We start from the raw sequence: 14,928 nt of genomic DNA on the forward strand, positions 1-14,928 counted from the left end.
CGACCACCGTGCCGTAGCCGTCCATCCGCCAGACTCCGGTCGGCGGACTCCCCGGCCGCCCCTCGGCGGCGGCCGCCGTCCCCGCCGCCGGCCCGACCGCCGTGGCGAGCACCAGTGCCGTCGCCAGCGCCGTGGTGGTGGCCGCCGCCCTGGCGACCTTCCGGGACCTCGCCCTCGGCCCCCGCCGTCCCTGTTCGAGGTTCGGCCTCCGCCGACCCTGCTCGATGTTCGACCCCCGCCGACTCTGCTGCATGTCCGGCCTCCGCCGAGTGTCCGGCCTCCCCCGCGGAACCCCTCCGCCACCGTGCCCACGACGCTACGGTCGCCCGCACCGCCCGGTCGTCATCCGACGCGCCGCTCCCGTCCCCTCCTCCGGGCCCACTCGCACGCCCGGTCGAACCACCTCGGGAGGGATGGACGGCAAACCCTTTTGACGGCGGGTGGAAATCCGTCGTGGCGGATCCGAGGCCGGCCGCGTCCGCCTCTCCTACTCCTGCGCCTCTTCCCGCTTCCACCTGTCCGCGACCAGGGTGCCCAGCCGGTCCAGCCCGACGACGGCCGCGCCGAGCACGATGAACTCGACCGTCAGCTGGGCTATCTGGCCCCAGACGTAGCCGTAGCCCTTGGTCGTCGGGTCGAAGAAGAAGTACGGGTAGGGCCTCGGGAAGTCGGCGAACAGCGCGTTGCGGGCGAGCACGATCGCCGCGTAGCCGAGCGGGAAGGCCAGCCAGAGCGGGAGGTTCTTCCAGGTCGACGCATTGCGCGGCTTCAACGCCACCCAGTCGACCAGCACCATCACCGGCGTGACGTAGTGCAGGAGGAAGGAGGACCAGTGCGCCAGCCGGTCCGGCCCGTCGACCAGTCCGGGCAGCGGGCTGGCGCCGTGCTGGAGCAGGACGTGCGAGACCAGTCCGGTGATCAGGATGTACAGCGTGGCGGCCCCGCGCAGCCGGGGCGCGGGCGCGTCCACGGTGTCGCGCTGGAGCATCCAGTACACCGCGCCGATGAAGTAGCCGAGCACGATGACGTTGCTCTGCACGGTGAAGTACACCAGCGACGCGTCCCCGAGGGTCAGGCCGAGGCCGGCCGAGAGCACGATGCCCATGCGCCACCACAGCGCGGGACGGGTCCGGACGGTCATGCGGCCACCAGTTCGTTCCAGGCGATACGGGAGGTATCGGACGTTCGGAGGGGAAGATCGCACTCTACTCGGTGGTACCCATCGAGGGAACTTGTGTACGAACTTCTGCCGCCGAACCGCCGCCGAACCGCTGTGGAACCGCCGCCGAACCGCGGCGGAACCGTCGCGGCCCCCTTCGGTCACCCCGGCAGGACGAAGCCCGATTCGTAGGCCGCGATCACGGCCTGGGTGCGGTCCCGGGCGCCCAGCTTGGCCAGCACGCTGCCGACGTGGGTCTTCACCGTCTCCTGGCTCACCACCAACTGCCGCGCGATCTCCGCGTTGTTGAGTCCGGTGGCCATCAACCGCAGCACCTGGCCCTCCCGTTCGGTTAGCCGCCCGATCGGCCCCCGGTCCGCGGCGGCCTCCCGGCGGCCGTCCGCGCCGTGCCGCAGCGCGAGTTCGCGCACCGCCGCCGGGAACAGCAGCGAGTCACCGCGCGCGACCAGTCGCACCGCCTGCACCATCTCCTCGGCCCGGGCCCGCTTCAACAGGAAGCCGGCCGCGCCCGCGCGCAGCGCGTCGTACACGTGGTCGTCGTGCTCGAAAGTGGTGACCACCAGGATCCGCGGTGGCTCGGCCATCCCGCGGACCAGCTGCTCGGTGGCCCGGATCCCGTCGATGCCGGGCATCCGGACGTCCATCAGCACCACGTCCGGGCGCAGTTCGCGCACCAGCGGTACGACCTCGGCGCCGTCGGCGGCCTCGCCGACCACGGAGAGGTCCGGTTCGGCGTCGATCACCACCCGCAGGCCCATCCGGACCAGGCGCTCGTCGTCCGCGATCACCACGCGGATGGGCCCGCCCTCCGTGCCGCCCCGCGCGCCGTCCCCCGTACCGTTGCCGTCGTTCATCCCCCAGTCCCTCCCAGCGGCAGCCACACGGCCAGCCGCCACGTCGTCCCGTCCTCGCTCGGCCCGACGGCGCTCCCGCCGCGCAGGGCCGCCGCCCGTTCCCCGATCCCGCGCAGCCCGCGCCCGCCGCCGGGGCGGCTCGGGCGGGCCGCGCCCAGCGGGTTGGTCAGTTCGATCTCCAGTCGGCCCGCGTCCAGCGCGACCCGCAGCCCCGCCGGGGCGGGCCCGGCGTGCCGGAGCACATTGGTCAGGCCCTCCTGGACGATCCGGTACGCCTCGCGGGAGACCCCGGCGGGCAGTGCGCCCAGGCCGGGCGCCAGCTCGGCGTCCACCGTCACGCCGGTGCGGGCGAGTTGGCGCAGCAGGTCGTCCAGCCCGGCCAGCGTGGGCCCGGCCGGTCCGGTGCCACCGTCCTCCTCCTCGCGCAACAGCCCCAGCACGGTGTCCAGTTCGGCGACGGCCCCGCGCGCGGTCTCCTCGATCGCGCGCAGCGCCTCCGCGGCGAAGTCCGGGTCGGTGCGCAGCACCCGGGCGGCCGCCGAGGCCTGGATGCCGACCGCGCTGAGCGCGTGCCCGACCGAGTCGTGCAGTTCCCGGGCCAGCCGGTTGCGCTGGGCGAGCACGGTGGCACGCCGTTCGGCGGCGGCCAGCCGCTCCTCCGGGGTGGGGCCGAGCAGCCTGGGAGCCCAACGGGCCAGCAGCGCACCGCAGCCGGCGTTGCTGACGACGATCAGCAGCAGAACGGCCAGGCCCAGTGCGGGGCCGGTGAGCATCCAGCCGGGGAAGCGGTCCGTCCAGTAGCCGGAGAGGTCCTCGGACCCGATGAGGCCGAACATCAGCACCACCGCGAAGGGCGCCCCGGCCAGCGTCATCCCGGCGACCACCCCGCCGGTGAACAGGTGCAGCACGAAGAACGCGGCGGTCCGCCACCGGGCGGCCCAGGACCGGGACGGCCCGGTGGCCAGTTCCTCCGGCCGGGCCACCGCGCACAGCGCCCGGGCGGCCGCGCCCTCCAGCCCCCGGACGGTCGGCACCAGCGCGGTCACCGCGGCCATCGGCAGCGAGGTGAACAACGACAGCATCTGCAACAGCAGTTGGCGGGCGTGGCCCTGGTTCGGGTTGAGCGCCCCGAGTCCCACCGTCGACAGCAGGTAGTAGGGCATCAGCAGCGCGCCGCCCAGCACCAGGTGCACCCAGCGCAGTCGGGCCCGCCGTCCGAACAACACCTCGCCCGCCCGCCGGATCCGGCGGCCCCCCGTACTCACCCGGGCGACTTTACGTCAGCACCGCCGGGGCCGTCAGTGCCGTCGGGCCCGTCAGTGCCGTCGGGTCCGGCTCCCCGGCCGGGCGCGGCCCCCCGTTCGGTCAGGGCCACCGCGCCCGCGGCCAGCATCAGGGCCCCGGCCGTGAACTGCCCGGCCTCCACCAGGGCCAGGAACCCCGGTACGGCCCGCGGCAGGTCCGGCACCGTCGTCGAGGTCCCGAACGCCACCAGCAGGAAGCCGCCCCAGCCGAACAGCGAGCCCGCGCCGGTCCAGGCCACCAGCAGCGGCACCCGCAGCCGCCGTCGCGGCCCGATCCGGAAGCCCAGCACCAGCAGGGCCAGGGCCGCGGCGACGGCGGTCACGGCGGTGGCCGCGTCCATCGTCGCCATCGACCGGTCGTACTCCTCGGCCATCCGCAGCGGCAGTCCCACCGTCCCGCCCGCCGCCCAGTACGCCCGGGCCGTCGCGACCCCCAGCGCGACCAGCGCGGCCACCACGGCGAAGGCCCGCTGCACGTTGCGGGTGGGGGAGTCGGGCAGGTCGCCGATCCGGTCGTGGAGCAGGCCCGTCCAGCGTCGGCGGGCGTACAGCGCGAACGCGGTGAACAGGGCGGCGCCCTGCACCCCGAAGCCCCCGTAGACCACGGCGTACACCCACCCCGCCAGGCCGTCGTCGGCCTGCTGCGCCGCCGTCCGGTGCTCCGCCCCGAACACCAGCGAGCCCAGCAGGTCCAGTGGGACGACCACCAGGATCGTCCCCAGCAGCCCGGTCGCCACCCACATCGGGAACGCCACCAGTGCGGCCGGGGCCCGCCGCCCCCACGGCCGGACGAAGGCGAGCGCGAGCAGCAGCGCGACCACCTCCATGCCGAAGGTGAGGAGGTTGAGCGTCCACAGCCCGTCCAACGCCTTCGCGTCGCGCACGCCCACGGGGGAGCCGGACAGCCACAGCAGTTTCAGCGTCAGATAGGGCACCGTGGCGGCCATCGCGATCCCGGCCGCCGCCCCCCGCACCACGTCTTCCTTGCGCCTCATGCCCCCTACGCTGCCGCCCCACCCCGGGCCGCGGCCTCGGCCCGGGGTGCGATCCCCCTCCCCCCGGCGGGGGATCTCCGGCCCCTCCCTACGCCATCCGGTGGATCAGCCGGTCCTCCTGGTCGACCCGCCCGTCCGGGTCCGGCACCAGCCCGAGCCGCTCGGCCAGCCGGCGCGACGGCAGATTGTCCGCCCTGATCAGCGCCGTCACCGGAATCCCGGGGAACCGCGGCAGCGCCTCCGCCATCGCCGCCCGGCACGCCTCCGCCGCGTACCCCTTGCCCCACGCCGACGGCCGGAACCGGTAGTACAGGTTGAACACCGGCTCCCCGTCCAGCGAGTGCAGGAACAGCCCGGCGACCCCGATCACCACCCCCGGCTCCTCCCGGGTCGCCACCATGCAGTACCCCACCCCGTCCCGCGGCCAGTCCGCGATGAACCCGGCCAACTGCTCCCGCGCCGCCCCGAGATCCCGCTGCGGCCCGTCCAGGTTGTACCGGTTGGTCTCCGGATCCCCGTGGATCGCGAACATCGCCTCCGCGTCCCCCTCCTGCGGCCGGCTCAACACCAGCCGCTCGGACACGGCGACGACCGTGCGGGCATCGGTGGGCAGATCAGTGGTGGTCATGGAGGCTCCCCCTGCGGTGCGTAATGGTCCGATAGCACGATAGACCATTACGCCGACACCCGCCCGTCCATTTCCTACAGGATCGGCTCACACCCGATCGCCTTGCCCCCGGCGACGAGGAACTGCTTCCAGGTCTCGTCGCCGTTGGGGATGAGCTTCTGGGCACCGTCCCAGCTCAACCGGAAGACGGTGGGCTTGCCCTGGCAGGACGTCACCATCTCGTCCGCTCCGACCCAGCGGGCCCGGCCGAGCCCCGGTTCGTCCTTCGGGGCGGTCGAGGTCAGGAGCCGCGGCTCGGTGCCGATGGTGAGGGAGGCGGAGGGGCCGGGGTTCGCGTCCGTGTGGATGCGGCAAGCCCACAGGGGGTCGGTGGCGGTGGTCGCCATCTCCCGGAGACCGTGGTTCCCCGGCAGGTCGGGCAGGGTGAACCCGGGCAGGCCACAGACGGCGTCGAGGTTGAGGTCGTGGTCCGCTCCGGCCTCCGACAGGACGTGCGGTGCCGGCATCGGCGTCGATCCGCAGGTTCGCTGGCCCGCGATCCGATTGGCCACCGTCACGGAGAACTCTGCGAGGTTTCGGGCCCCGCGTCCGTCGTCGCCACCCGAACTGACCGTGACCCGCAACCCGTTGCCGCAACCCTCGGGGAGCAGTGCCCACGCCCGGTGGTCGGAGGCCGCGCCGGCCGCACCTCCGTTGGCCGAAGCGGCGAACAGCCGGGCTGCGGAGTCGTCCGTGAGGGCGGAGAGGCCGGTGTTCTCGCGGAGTTCCACCGTGACGGACCGGTCGCTCCCGAAGATTCCACGACTCACCGTCGCCACGCAGAACGCGGTGCCGTTGCGCAGCTGCCCGTTGCCGTACGTGTGCTCGCCGACCCTGCCCGATCCGAGTGCGGCGGTGAGCGCGTCGGCACTCACAGCGCCACCGCACACGCTGTCCGGCCCGAAGGCATTGCTCAGGTTGTTCGCGAGGAACGCCCCCGCTCCGGCCAGTACCGCCGCCACCCCCGTGACGGCGACCGCCGCCCGGACCCGGAGCGGCCAGGTGGTGAACCCGCGCCGGTCCGGGTCTGCGTCGCCACTGCCGTCCGGCGTGCCGCCAGTCCCGCGCTGTCCTGTCGTCACGGGATCAGCCCTTCCCGAAGGCGGCGTTGTGGGCCTGGGTGATCGACGTGTAGTAGTGGATGTTGGCCGAGTCGGTCAGTTGGGCGAGCAGGGCGTCACGACCCGGCACACCCAAGTCATCGGCCTTCCGCTTGAGCATGACCTGCATCTGCGACTGCCCGGTGGTGTAGAGGCTGCTGAGGTCACCCTGCGCCTTGGTGTCGAGCGCCGCGTTGACCTTGTTCGCCCACTCGGAGGTGGCGACGTCGACGTACCGCTGGGCGATGTCCCCGACCGGCAGCCAGTCCTTGCCCGGCAGCATGTTGGCGAGCGTGCCGACGTAGTGGTAGTCCATCTTGGCCTTCCAGTTGACCTTGAACTGCTCGTCGGACTTGTGGTCCGAGATGGTGTCCGCCTGAACGGCGTCGAGCGCGCCGAAGGCCTTTCCGGCTTCGTTCACGAAGCTCTCGAACCTCGGATCCGGTCGGCCGTTGACGTCCTTGAACGCCTCCGGTCCGTACTCGGCCATCCGTCGAGCCACCTCCTGGGTCTCGGCCAGGTGGATCAGGGCGTACGAGTCCGGGTCCTCGGCGGTGCCGCGGATCACCCGGAGGAGCTGTTCCCGGGTGGCGTTCAGTCCTCCGGGCTGGGACGGGCCGGGGAGGTCCTTGCTGAGGATGTCGTGGGTGTCCGCCACGTAGTCACTGACCATGTCGGCCAGCGGCCGGCGAAGGGCGGGGGACAGGTCGTTCTCGTGGCCGGCCCTGTCGCCACCGAGCGTCGAGAGCGTGGAGTCCATGATCCGCGTCATCGTCGCGTCGTGCAGTCGTACCGGCGGCTGCGTGCTGCCGGGTTCGCGGCCGGTCGTAGCCGATTCCAGTACCTGGCCGAACAGTCCGTGGGAGCTGTTGCGCAGCTCGTCGGCGGACAGCTTGCCCTCCAGGTCGGCGTCGGGCCACGCGCGGTCCTTGAGCAGGTAGGTGAGGTTCTTGTTGCGGCCCGGGTCGAGGAACTCCCCGGCCGCCGCAGGGTCGGTCCTCAGCTGCTTCATCAAGGGGCCCAGTGGATCGCCTTCCCTGGCGGACCAGTTCGGCCCCCACAGGTCACTGCCCTTGGCCTTGCTGTTGCGCTCGTAGTCGACCAGGTCGTCGCTCACCTTCACCAGGAAGGCCTTGTCGTACCTGCCGCCTGCTCCCATCAGCGCTGTCAGTGCCGGGAAATTGTCGTTCCAGCCCGCTGCCGAGCCGCCCGGGCGGCGGGCGGCCGCCAGCAGCCCGTCCTCCCACCCCTTGCCCATGCCGCCGTCGCGGGTGGCGGTGGCGAGGACCACCGACAGGTTGCCGTAGACGTCCTGGTAGCCCTTGGCGTTGTGGTTGGCGTGGGCGAGGTCACCGTAGGCCTTGCTGTACTCCAGGAAGGCTTCCGGGCCGGTCTTGCCGCCGTAGTTGAGGCCGTTGAGCAGGGTGGTGGAGAAGTCCTTGTTCTCCGCGTTGGCGGCCAGCAGGGCCTGCAACTGCTTGAGCTGGTCGTCGGAGAGGCTGCCGCCCTTGGACATCAGGTCGGTCGCGCGCTTGGCGTCGGCGACCGGGCCGCTGCCGCCGGGGGTGGGGTTGAAGGCGGTGGTGCTGGTGCCGATGTCGGCCTGGAGGTCGACCGAGGCGCGCTGGTCGGCGGCGGTGGCCTTCTGGACGGCCTTGGTCAGGCGGGCCGAGATGGCCTTGGCCTTGGCGTCCAGGTCCTGGGCCAGCAGCCTGCTGTCCGGATCGTTCCTCGCCTCCTTCGGCAGCGTCCAACTGACGGTGCCGTCCGCCGAGACCGTCAGGTCCTGTGCCTGGGCGTCGTGGAGTGCCGTGTCGAGGTCGCGGCGGGCGGCGGCGAAGTCCTCGGCAGCGGTCTTCATGATCGCGGCGAGGGCGGTGGCGACGGCCGAGGCCTGTTTGAAGTCGCCGTCGATGCCCTGCATCACCTTGGTCGCCTCGTCGGCGGCCGCGCCCTTCCAGCCGGCCCGCTGCGGGGTGCTGGTGAGGTCCTTGGTGACCCGGCCGTCCAAGGCGGTGAGGGCCTTGGCGACCCCGGCCCACGCCTCGGCGGCGTCGGAGACCGCGGAGAACTCGGCCTCGTGAAGTTCCTTGAAGGACACCATCTCTCTGTTCCCCCTGTCTTTCTAGCGGGCCGCGCGGAGGTCGGCGACGGTGGTGATCTCGTTGCCGTGGTAGTACTCGCGGGTCCGGTCGAGGCTGTTGGCGGCACCGGTGACCTTGTCGTGCAAGGTCTTGCACTGCTGCAGCCACCGTTCGGTGCTGCCGGTGAGGGCGCCGCCGAAGGAGAAGCCGCGGATCTTGGTCGAGGCGGTGCTCGCGTATTCGGTGAGGCTGTGCGCGCCGGGCCCGGCCTTGCTGTTGGCGCCGTCGAGGTCGGTGGCGATCTGGCGGGCCAGTCCGGCCGAGGCGGTGAGCTCGTACGGGGTGTCCAGTTGGGTGGTCGGCTTGCCCGGGGGGATCAGCGGGAAAGGGGGCACGGTGTTGCCGCCGTCGCCCGGGGCCGCCGGGTTCGCGTACGGCGACTTCTTGGCCGTCGTGCTCGGCATCGGGTCCGTGGCCGGGGCGACCGGCCCGGTGGTGAAGTACGGGCTGCCCATGTCTGCGTGTTCCTCCCCTGGTCGGCGGGGGTTCGCACGCCCCCTTCGGCATGACGACCGTACAGGTCGGCTCCGTCAGTACACCGACGCACCTTCCGTGCCGCCGGTTGCACTGGCTGTGATCGGCTCCATCAAGGTTTCGTCAGGGGGGAGTTGGCGGGTGTCCGGCGACGCGGCCGCGGGGCCGAGGGCTTGTTACCGGCCGGTCGCTTCCCTATCATCGCGAGTGTTACAGCTTTACTGTCAAACCCCGGAGGGTCTGCAGCCAGTGCGTGACACAACCAGTACGGCCGCCGGCTCCGGCCCGTTGGCAGGGGTGCGGGTGGTCGAACTCGCCGGGATCGGGCCGGGGCCGTTCGCGGCCATGCTGCTGGGTGACCTCGGGGCGGACGTGGTGCGGGTGGACCGCCCGGAGCCCTCGCCGCTCGGGACGGACCCGGCGTACGACCTGACCAACCGGAACAAGCGGTCGGTGCTGGTGGACCTCAAGTCGCCGGAGGGGCCCGGCCTGGTGCTGGGCCTGGTCGAGCGGGCCGACCTGCTGATCGAGGGCTACCGGCCGGGGGTGGCGGAGCGGCTCGGGGTGGGCCCCGAGGTGTGCCTGGCGCGCAATCCGGCCCTGGTGTACGGGCGGATGACCGGGTGGGGCCAGCACGGTCCGCGGGCCGCCACCGCCGGGCACGACCTCGGGTACGCGGCGGTGGCCGGGGTGCTCGGGCTGGTCGCCGCGGAGGGCGGGGCCGAGGCGCCGCCCGGGATCCCGGCGAACCTGCTCGGCGACTACGCGGGCGGCTCGCTCTACCTGGTGATCGGCCTGCTCGCCGGGCTGCACCACGCCCGAGTCACCGGTGCCGGGCAGGTGGTGGACGCCGCGATCGTGGACGGCGCGGCGCACCTGGGCAGCATGCTCTGGGGCCTGCTCGCGGCCGGTCACTGGCAGGACCGCCGGGGCGTCAACCTGCTGGACGGCGGCGCCCCGTTCTACGCGCTCTACCGGGCCGCCGACGGCGGGCACCTCGCGGTGGGCGCCCTGGAGCCCCGGTTCTACGCGGAGTTCGCCCGCCTGCTGGAGCTGGGCCCGGACGCGCCCGGCCAGTACGACCTAGCCCGCTGGCCCGAACTGCGGGCCCTGATCGCCGCCCGCTTCGCCACCCGGACCAGGGCCGAGTGGGAGGCCGTCTTCGCGGGCTCCGACGCCTGCGTGGAACCGGTGCTGACGATGCGTCAGGCCGCTGCCGAGGAGCACCTGTTGGCGCGCGGTACGTACGTCGAGGCGGATGGCGTCACCCAGCCCGCCCCCGCCCCGCGGTTCTCCGCCACCCCCGGGGCGCTGCGCCGCCCGCCGACCCGCCCGGGCGCGGACACCGCGGAGGTGGCCCGGGACTGGGGCCTGCCGGCGCTCCACCCGCCGGCCGCCACCACCGAACCTCTCAACTCCGCGACCGAACAAGGGGAGTAGCGTTGCAGCGCGAGATCTTCACCGAGCAGCACGAGGACTTCCGGGCCACCGTGAAGGCCTTCCTCGCCAAGGAGGTGCTGCCGCACTACGACCGCTGGGAGAAGGCGGGCATCGTCGACCGCTCGGTCTGGCTGGCGGCGGGCCGGCAGGGCCTGCTGGGCATCGCGGTGCCCGAGGAGTTCGGTGGCGGCGGTTCGCCCGACTTCCGCTACGCCGCCGTGGTGGCCGAGGAGTTCGCCCGGGCCGGTGCGTCGGGGCTGGCGATCGGGTTGCACAACGACATCATCGGCCCGTACCTCACCTCGCTCGCCACCGAGGAGCAGAAGCGGCGCTGGCTGCCCGGCTTCTGCAGCGGTGAGCTGATCACCGCGATCGCGATGACCGAGCCCGGCACCGGTTCCGACCTCCAGGGCATCCGCACCCAGGCGGTGGACCGGGGCGACCACTTCGTGCTGAACGGCGCCAAGACCTTCATCTCCAACGGCATCCTGGCCGACCTGGTCGTCGTGGTCGCCCGGACCACGCCGGAGGGCGGTGCGCACGGGCTGAGCCTGCTGGTGGTCGAGCGCGGGACGCCCGGGTTCGAGCGCGGCCGCAACCTCGACAAGATCGGCCAGAAGGCCCAGGACACCGCCGAGTTGTTCTTCGAGGACGTCCGGGTGCCGAAGGAGAACCTGCTCGGCGAGCTCAACGGCGGCTTCGTCCACCTGATGCAGAACCTCGCCCAGGAGCGGCTCACCATCGCCGCCGCGGCGATCGCCGGTGCCGAGTACCTGGTCGAGATCACCACCGACTACGTCAAGCAGCGCGAGGCCTTCGGACGGCCGCTGGCCAAGCTCCAGCACGTGCGCTTCGAGATCGCCGAACTGGTCACCGAGTGCGCGATCACCCGGACCTTCGTCGACCGCTGCATCACCGAGCACAACCGCTACGCGCTCACCCCGGCGGACGCCTCGATGGCCAAGTGGTGGGCCACCGAACTGCAGAAGCGCACGGCCGACCGCTGCCTCCAACTCCACGGCGGCTACGGGTACATGAGCGAGTTCCCGGTCGCCCGGGCGTTCACCGACGGCCGCATCCAGACGATCTACGGCGGCACCACCGAGATCATGAAGGAGATCGTCGGCCGCTCCATCCTCGGCTGACCCCTCCGCCGACCCCGCTCCGCCCCGTCTCGCCCCGCCCCGTTCAGCCAACCCCGCTCCGCTCCGCCCGGCCCCGCCCCGAAAGGCATCCCCATCGTGACCACCGAAGCGTACGTCTACGACGCGATCCGCACCCCGCGCGGCCGCGGCAAGGCCACCGGCTCGCTGCACGGCACCAAGCCGATCGACCTGGTCGTCGGCCTGATCCACGAGATCCGCCGCCGCTACCCCGAGTTGGACCCGGCGGCGATCGACGACATCGTGCTCGGCGTGGTCAGCCCGATCGGCGACCAGGGCTCCGACATCGCCCGGATCGCCGCCATCGCGGCCGGCCTGCCCGACACGGTGGCCGGCGTCCAGGAGAACCGCTTCTGCGCCTCGGGCCTGGAAGCCGTCAACCTGGCCGCCGCCAAGGTCCGTTCGGGCTGGGAGGACCTGATCCTGGCCGGCGGCGTGGAGTCGATGTCCCGGGTCAAGATGGCCTCGGACGGCGGCGCCTGGTTCGCCGACCCGATGACCTCGTACGAGACCAACTTCGCCCCGCAGGGCATCGGCGCCGACCTCATCGCCACCATCGGGGGCTTCTCCCGCACCGACGTGGACGCCTTCGCCGCCGAGTCCCAGGCGCGCGCCGCCAAGGCGCAGGCGGACGGCCTGTTCGACCGCTCGGTGGTCCCGGTGCGCGACCGCAACGGCCTGGTCGTGCTGGAGCGCGACGAGTTCATCCGCCCCGGCACCACCGTCGAGACCCTGGCCGGCCTCAAGCCCTCCTTCGCCGCGATCGGCGAGGCCGGCGGCTTCGACGCCGTCGCCCTGCAGAAGTACCACTGGGTGGAGGCCATCGACCACGTCCACCACGCGGGCAACTCCTCCGGCATCGTGGACGGCGCCGCCCTCGTCGCGATCGGCAACCGCGAGGTCGGCGAGCGGTACGGGCTGCGCCCGCGCGCCCGGATCGTCTCCGCGGCCGTGTCCGGCTCCGAGCCGACCATCATGCTGACCGGCCCCGCCCCGGCCACCCGCAAGGCCCTCGCCAAGGCCGGGCTCACCGCCGCCGACATCGACCTGGTCGAGATCAACGAGGCCTTCGCGGCGGTCGCCCTGCGCTTCATCGGCGAACTCGGCTTCCGGCCGGACCAGGTGAACGTCAACGGCGGCGCGATCGCGCTCGGCCACCCGCTCGGCGCGACCGGCGCGATGCTGCTCGGCACCGTCGTCGACGAGCTGGAGCGGCGCGACCTGCGCTACGGCCTGATCACCCTGTGCGTGGGCGGCGGCATGGGCGTCGCCACCATCGTCGAGCGCGTCTGATCCCCCTCTCCCCCCGGTAGACCTGGAGACCTTGAACCCATGAGCGACACCACCACCATCCGCTGGGAGCAGGACCGGGACGGCGTGGTCACCCTCGTCCTCGACGACCCCACCCAGTCCGTCAACACCATGAACGAGGCCTTCACGGCCGACTTCGAGGCCACCGTCGAGCGGCTGGCCGGCCTCGGCGACGCGTTGCGCGGCGTGGTGGTCACCTCCGGCAAGAAGACCTTCTTCGCCGGGGGAGACCTGCGGATGCTGTCCGCCGCCCGCCCCGAGGACGCCGAGGCCGTCTTCGAGAAGTCCATGCGGATCAAGCGCTCGCTGCGCAAGCTGGAGACCCTCGGCAAGCCGGTCGTCGCCGCCGTCAACGGCAGCGCCCTCGGCGGCGGTCTGGAGATCGCCCTCGCCTGCCACCACCGGATCGCGCTGGACACCCCCGCCAGCCGGATCGGCCTGCCCGAGGTCACCCTCGGCCTGCTCCCGGGCGGCGGCGGCGTGGTCCGCACGGTGCGGCTGTTCGGCATCACCGACGCCCTGCTGAAGTTCCTGCTGCAGGGCCGCCAGTACCGCCCGGCGCAGGCGCTGGAGCACGGACTGGTGCACGAACTGGTCGACACCCCGGAGGAGTTGACGGCCCGGGCGAAGGCCTGGATCGAGGCCAACCCGACCGCCGTCCAGCCCTGGGACGTCAAGGGCTACAAGATTCCCGGCGGCACCCCCGCCACCCCCGCCTTCGCCGCCAACCTGCCCGCCTTCCCGGCCAACCTGCGCAAGCAGCTCAACGGCGCGCCCTACCCGGCCCCGCGCAACGTGCTGGCCACCGCGGTGGAGAGCAGCCAGGTCGACGTCGACACCGCGATGGTGATCGAGGCCCGCTACTTCACCGAGCTGGCCTGCGGGCAGACCAGCAAGAACATGATCCAGGCGCTGTTCTTCGACATGCAGGCGGTCAACTCCGGCGCGGGGCGGCCCAAGGACGTCGAGAAGCAGCTGGTCCGCAAGGTCGCGGTGCTCGGCGCCGGGATGATGGGTGCCGGCATCGCGTACGCCTGCGCCAAGGCCGGCATCGAGGTCGTGCTCAAGGACGTCAGCACCGAGGCCGCCGAGCGCGGAAAGGCCTACTCCGAGGGCCTGCTGAACAAGGCGATCGCCCGCGGCCGCTCCACCGAGGCGCAGCGCGACGAGCTGCTGGCCCGGATCACCCCCACCGGCGACGCCGCCGACCTGGCCGGCTGCGACGCGGTGATCGAGGCCGTCTTCGAGAACACCGAGCTCAAGCACAAGGTGTTCCAGGAGATCGAGGGCGTGGTCGCCCCGGACGCGCTGCTCTGCTCCAACACCTCCACCCTGCCGATCGGCGTGCTCGCCGAAGGCGTCCGGCGCACCGGCGACTTCATCGGCCTGCACTTCTTCTCGCCGGTCGACAAGATGCGCCTGGTCGAGATCATCCGGGGCCCGCAGACCGGCGACGAGGCGCTCGCCCGCGCCTTCGACTTGGTCCGGCAGATCGACAGGACCCCGATCGTGGTCAACGACTCCCGGGGCTTCTTCACCTCGCGGGTGATCGGCCAGTTCCTCAACGAGGGCGTCGCCATGGTCGGCGAGGGCATCCACCCGGCCTCCGTCGAGCAGGCCGCCGCCCAGGCCGGCTATCCCGCCAAGGTGCTCTCCCTGATGGACGAGCTCACCCTCACCCTGCCGCGCAAGATCCGCGACGAGTACCGGCGCGCGGTCGAGGCCGCCGGCGGCACCTGGACCCCGCACCCGGCGGACGCGGTGGTGGACCGGATGGTCGACGAGTTCGGCCGCCCCGGGCGCAGCGGCGGCGCGGGCTTCTACGAGTACGGCGCGGACGGCAAGCGCGGCCGGCTCTGGCCGGGGCTGCTGGAGCACTTCGCCGGTGGCGCCGGACCGGTCGACCCCGCGGAGGTCCCGTTCGAGGACCTCAAGGAGCGGATGCTGTTCAGCGAGGCGATCGACTCGGTGCGCTGCCTGGAGGAGGGCGTGCTCACCTCGGTCGCCGACGCCAACGTGGGCTCCATCCTGGGCATCGGCTTCCCGGCCTGGACGGGCGGCGTCTTCCAGTACATCAACGGTTACCCGGGCGGCCCGGCCGGTTTCGCGGCCCGCGCCCGCGAGCTCGCCGCCGCCTACGGCGAGCGGTTCGCGCCGCCGGCCCTGCTGGAGCGGATCGCGGCGGAGGGGCGGACCTTCACCGACTGATCTTCACCGACTGATCGTCACTGACTGATCCTCACCGACTGCCCGGGACAGGGCGGGCGGGCCGGGTGGGGGCGTGCGCGCGAGGGCA

At 72.5% G+C, this 14,928-nt stretch carries 12 protein-coding genes and 1 pseudogene; 4 read left to right on the top strand and 9 right to left on the bottom strand.

Annotated features, from left to right (window positions below):
* The 9 genes and pseudogenes from ACFXPX_RS13020 to ACFXPX_RS13060 all read right to left on the bottom strand — a co-directional run.
* Positions 1-253 (bottom strand): annotated as a pseudogene (locus ACFXPX_RS13020) (protease); the annotation flags it as partial.
* 234 nt (positions 254-487) lie between these two features.
* On the bottom strand, positions 488-1,141 hold the full coding sequence (locus ACFXPX_RS13025; RefSeq protein WP_380641017.1) for a Pr6Pr family membrane protein: 654 nt from the start codon (positions 1,139-1,141) through the stop codon (positions 488-490).
* Between the two features lie 179 nt (positions 1,142-1,320).
* On the bottom strand, positions 1,321-2,034 hold the full coding sequence (locus ACFXPX_RS13030; RefSeq protein WP_380641019.1) for a response regulator: 714 nt from the start codon (positions 2,032-2,034) through the stop codon (positions 1,321-1,323).
* On the bottom strand, positions 2,031-3,299 hold the full coding sequence (locus tag ACFXPX_RS13035; RefSeq protein ID WP_375891164.1) for a sensor histidine kinase: 1,269 nt from the start codon (positions 3,297-3,299) through the stop codon (positions 2,031-2,033). The genes ACFXPX_RS13030 and ACFXPX_RS13035 overlap by 4 nt, the downstream gene beginning before the upstream one ends.
* Positions 3,296-4,333: a hypothetical protein gene (locus ACFXPX_RS13040; protein ID WP_380641021.1), complete on the bottom strand. Its 1,038-nt coding sequence runs from the start codon at positions 4,331-4,333 to the stop codon at positions 3,296-3,298. The genes ACFXPX_RS13035 and ACFXPX_RS13040 overlap by 4 nt, the downstream gene beginning before the upstream one ends.
* A gap of 88 nt (positions 4,334-4,421) precedes the next feature.
* Positions 4,422-4,961 (bottom strand): GNAT family N-acetyltransferase, encoded by a 540-nt coding sequence (locus tag ACFXPX_RS13045; protein WP_380641023.1) that lies wholly within the window; start codon positions 4,959-4,961, stop codon positions 4,422-4,424.
* A gap of 74 nt (positions 4,962-5,035) precedes the next feature.
* On the bottom strand, positions 5,036-6,082 hold the full coding sequence (locus ACFXPX_RS13050; RefSeq protein WP_380641025.1) for a hypothetical protein: 1,047 nt from the start codon (positions 6,080-6,082) through the stop codon (positions 5,036-5,038).
* A 4-nt stretch (positions 6,083-6,086) separates the two neighbouring features.
* Entirely contained in the window at positions 6,087-8,204 is a 2,118-nt protein-coding gene (locus tag ACFXPX_RS13055; RefSeq protein ID WP_380641027.1) for a hypothetical protein, read from the bottom strand.
* Between the two features lie 21 nt (positions 8,205-8,225).
* Positions 8,226-8,699, bottom strand: coding sequence for a hypothetical protein (locus tag ACFXPX_RS13060; RefSeq protein ID WP_375891174.1), 474 nt, complete (start codon positions 8,697-8,699; stop codon positions 8,226-8,228).
* 316 nt (positions 8,700-9,015) lie between these two features.
* Between ACFXPX_RS13060 and ACFXPX_RS13065 the strand changes: the two genes are divergently transcribed.
* The 4 genes from ACFXPX_RS13065 to ACFXPX_RS13080 all read left to right on the top strand — a co-directional run bounded on the left by ACFXPX_RS13065 (position 9,016) and on the right by ACFXPX_RS13080 (position 14,840).
* A complete protein-coding gene (locus ACFXPX_RS13065; protein WP_380641096.1) occupies positions 9,016-10,158 on the top strand; it encodes a CaiB/BaiF CoA transferase family protein in 1,143 nt (380 codons plus the stop codon).
* A 2-nt stretch (positions 10,159-10,160) separates the two neighbouring features.
* Positions 10,161-11,303, top strand: coding sequence for an acyl-CoA dehydrogenase family protein (locus ACFXPX_RS13070; RefSeq protein ID WP_380641029.1), 1,143 nt, complete (start codon positions 10,161-10,163; stop codon positions 11,301-11,303).
* A 96-nt stretch (positions 11,304-11,399) separates the two neighbouring features.
* Complete coding sequence (locus ACFXPX_RS13075) at positions 11,400-12,614, top strand: acetyl-CoA C-acetyltransferase (protein WP_375891177.1); 1,215 nt, start codon at positions 11,400-11,402, stop codon at positions 12,612-12,614.
* A gap of 39 nt (positions 12,615-12,653) precedes the next feature.
* Complete coding sequence (locus ACFXPX_RS13080; protein WP_380641031.1) at positions 12,654-14,840, top strand: 3-hydroxyacyl-CoA dehydrogenase NAD-binding domain-containing protein; 2,187 nt, start codon at positions 12,654-12,656, stop codon at positions 14,838-14,840.
* Positions 14,841-14,928: the final 88 nt, after the last annotated feature.

This window comes from Kitasatospora sp. NPDC059146 (genome assembly GCF_042786665.1).
Taxonomy (GTDB): domain Bacteria; phylum Actinomycetota; class Actinomycetes; order Streptomycetales; family Streptomycetaceae; genus Kitasatospora.

Bases quoted from the DNA above. Each gene is read 5' to 3' on its own strand.
- ACFXPX_RS13080 (WP_380641031.1), top strand. From the start codon at position 12,654: ATGAGCGACACCACCACCATCCGCTGGGAGCAGGACCGGGACGGCGTG.
- ACFXPX_RS13025 (WP_380641017.1), bottom strand. From the start codon at position 1,141: ATGACCGTCCGGACCCGTCCCGCGCTGTGGTGGCGCATGGGCATCGTG.
- ACFXPX_RS13040 (WP_380641021.1), bottom strand. From the start codon at position 4,333: ATGAGGCGCAAGGAAGACGTGGTGCGGGGGGCGGCGGCCGGGATCGCG.
- ACFXPX_RS13045 (WP_380641023.1), bottom strand. From the start codon at position 4,961: ATGACCACCACTGATCTGCCCACCGATGCCCGCACGGTCGTCGCCGTG.
- ACFXPX_RS13030 (WP_380641019.1), bottom strand. From the start codon at position 2,034: ATGAACGACGGCAACGGTACGGGGGACGGCGCGCGGGGCGGCACGGAG.
- ACFXPX_RS13055 (WP_380641027.1), bottom strand. From the start codon at position 8,204: ATGGTGTCCTTCAAGGAACTTCACGAGGCCGAGTTCTCCGCGGTCTCC.
- ACFXPX_RS13060 (WP_375891174.1), bottom strand. From the start codon at position 8,699: ATGGGCAGCCCGTACTTCACCACCGGGCCGGTCGCCCCGGCCACGGAC.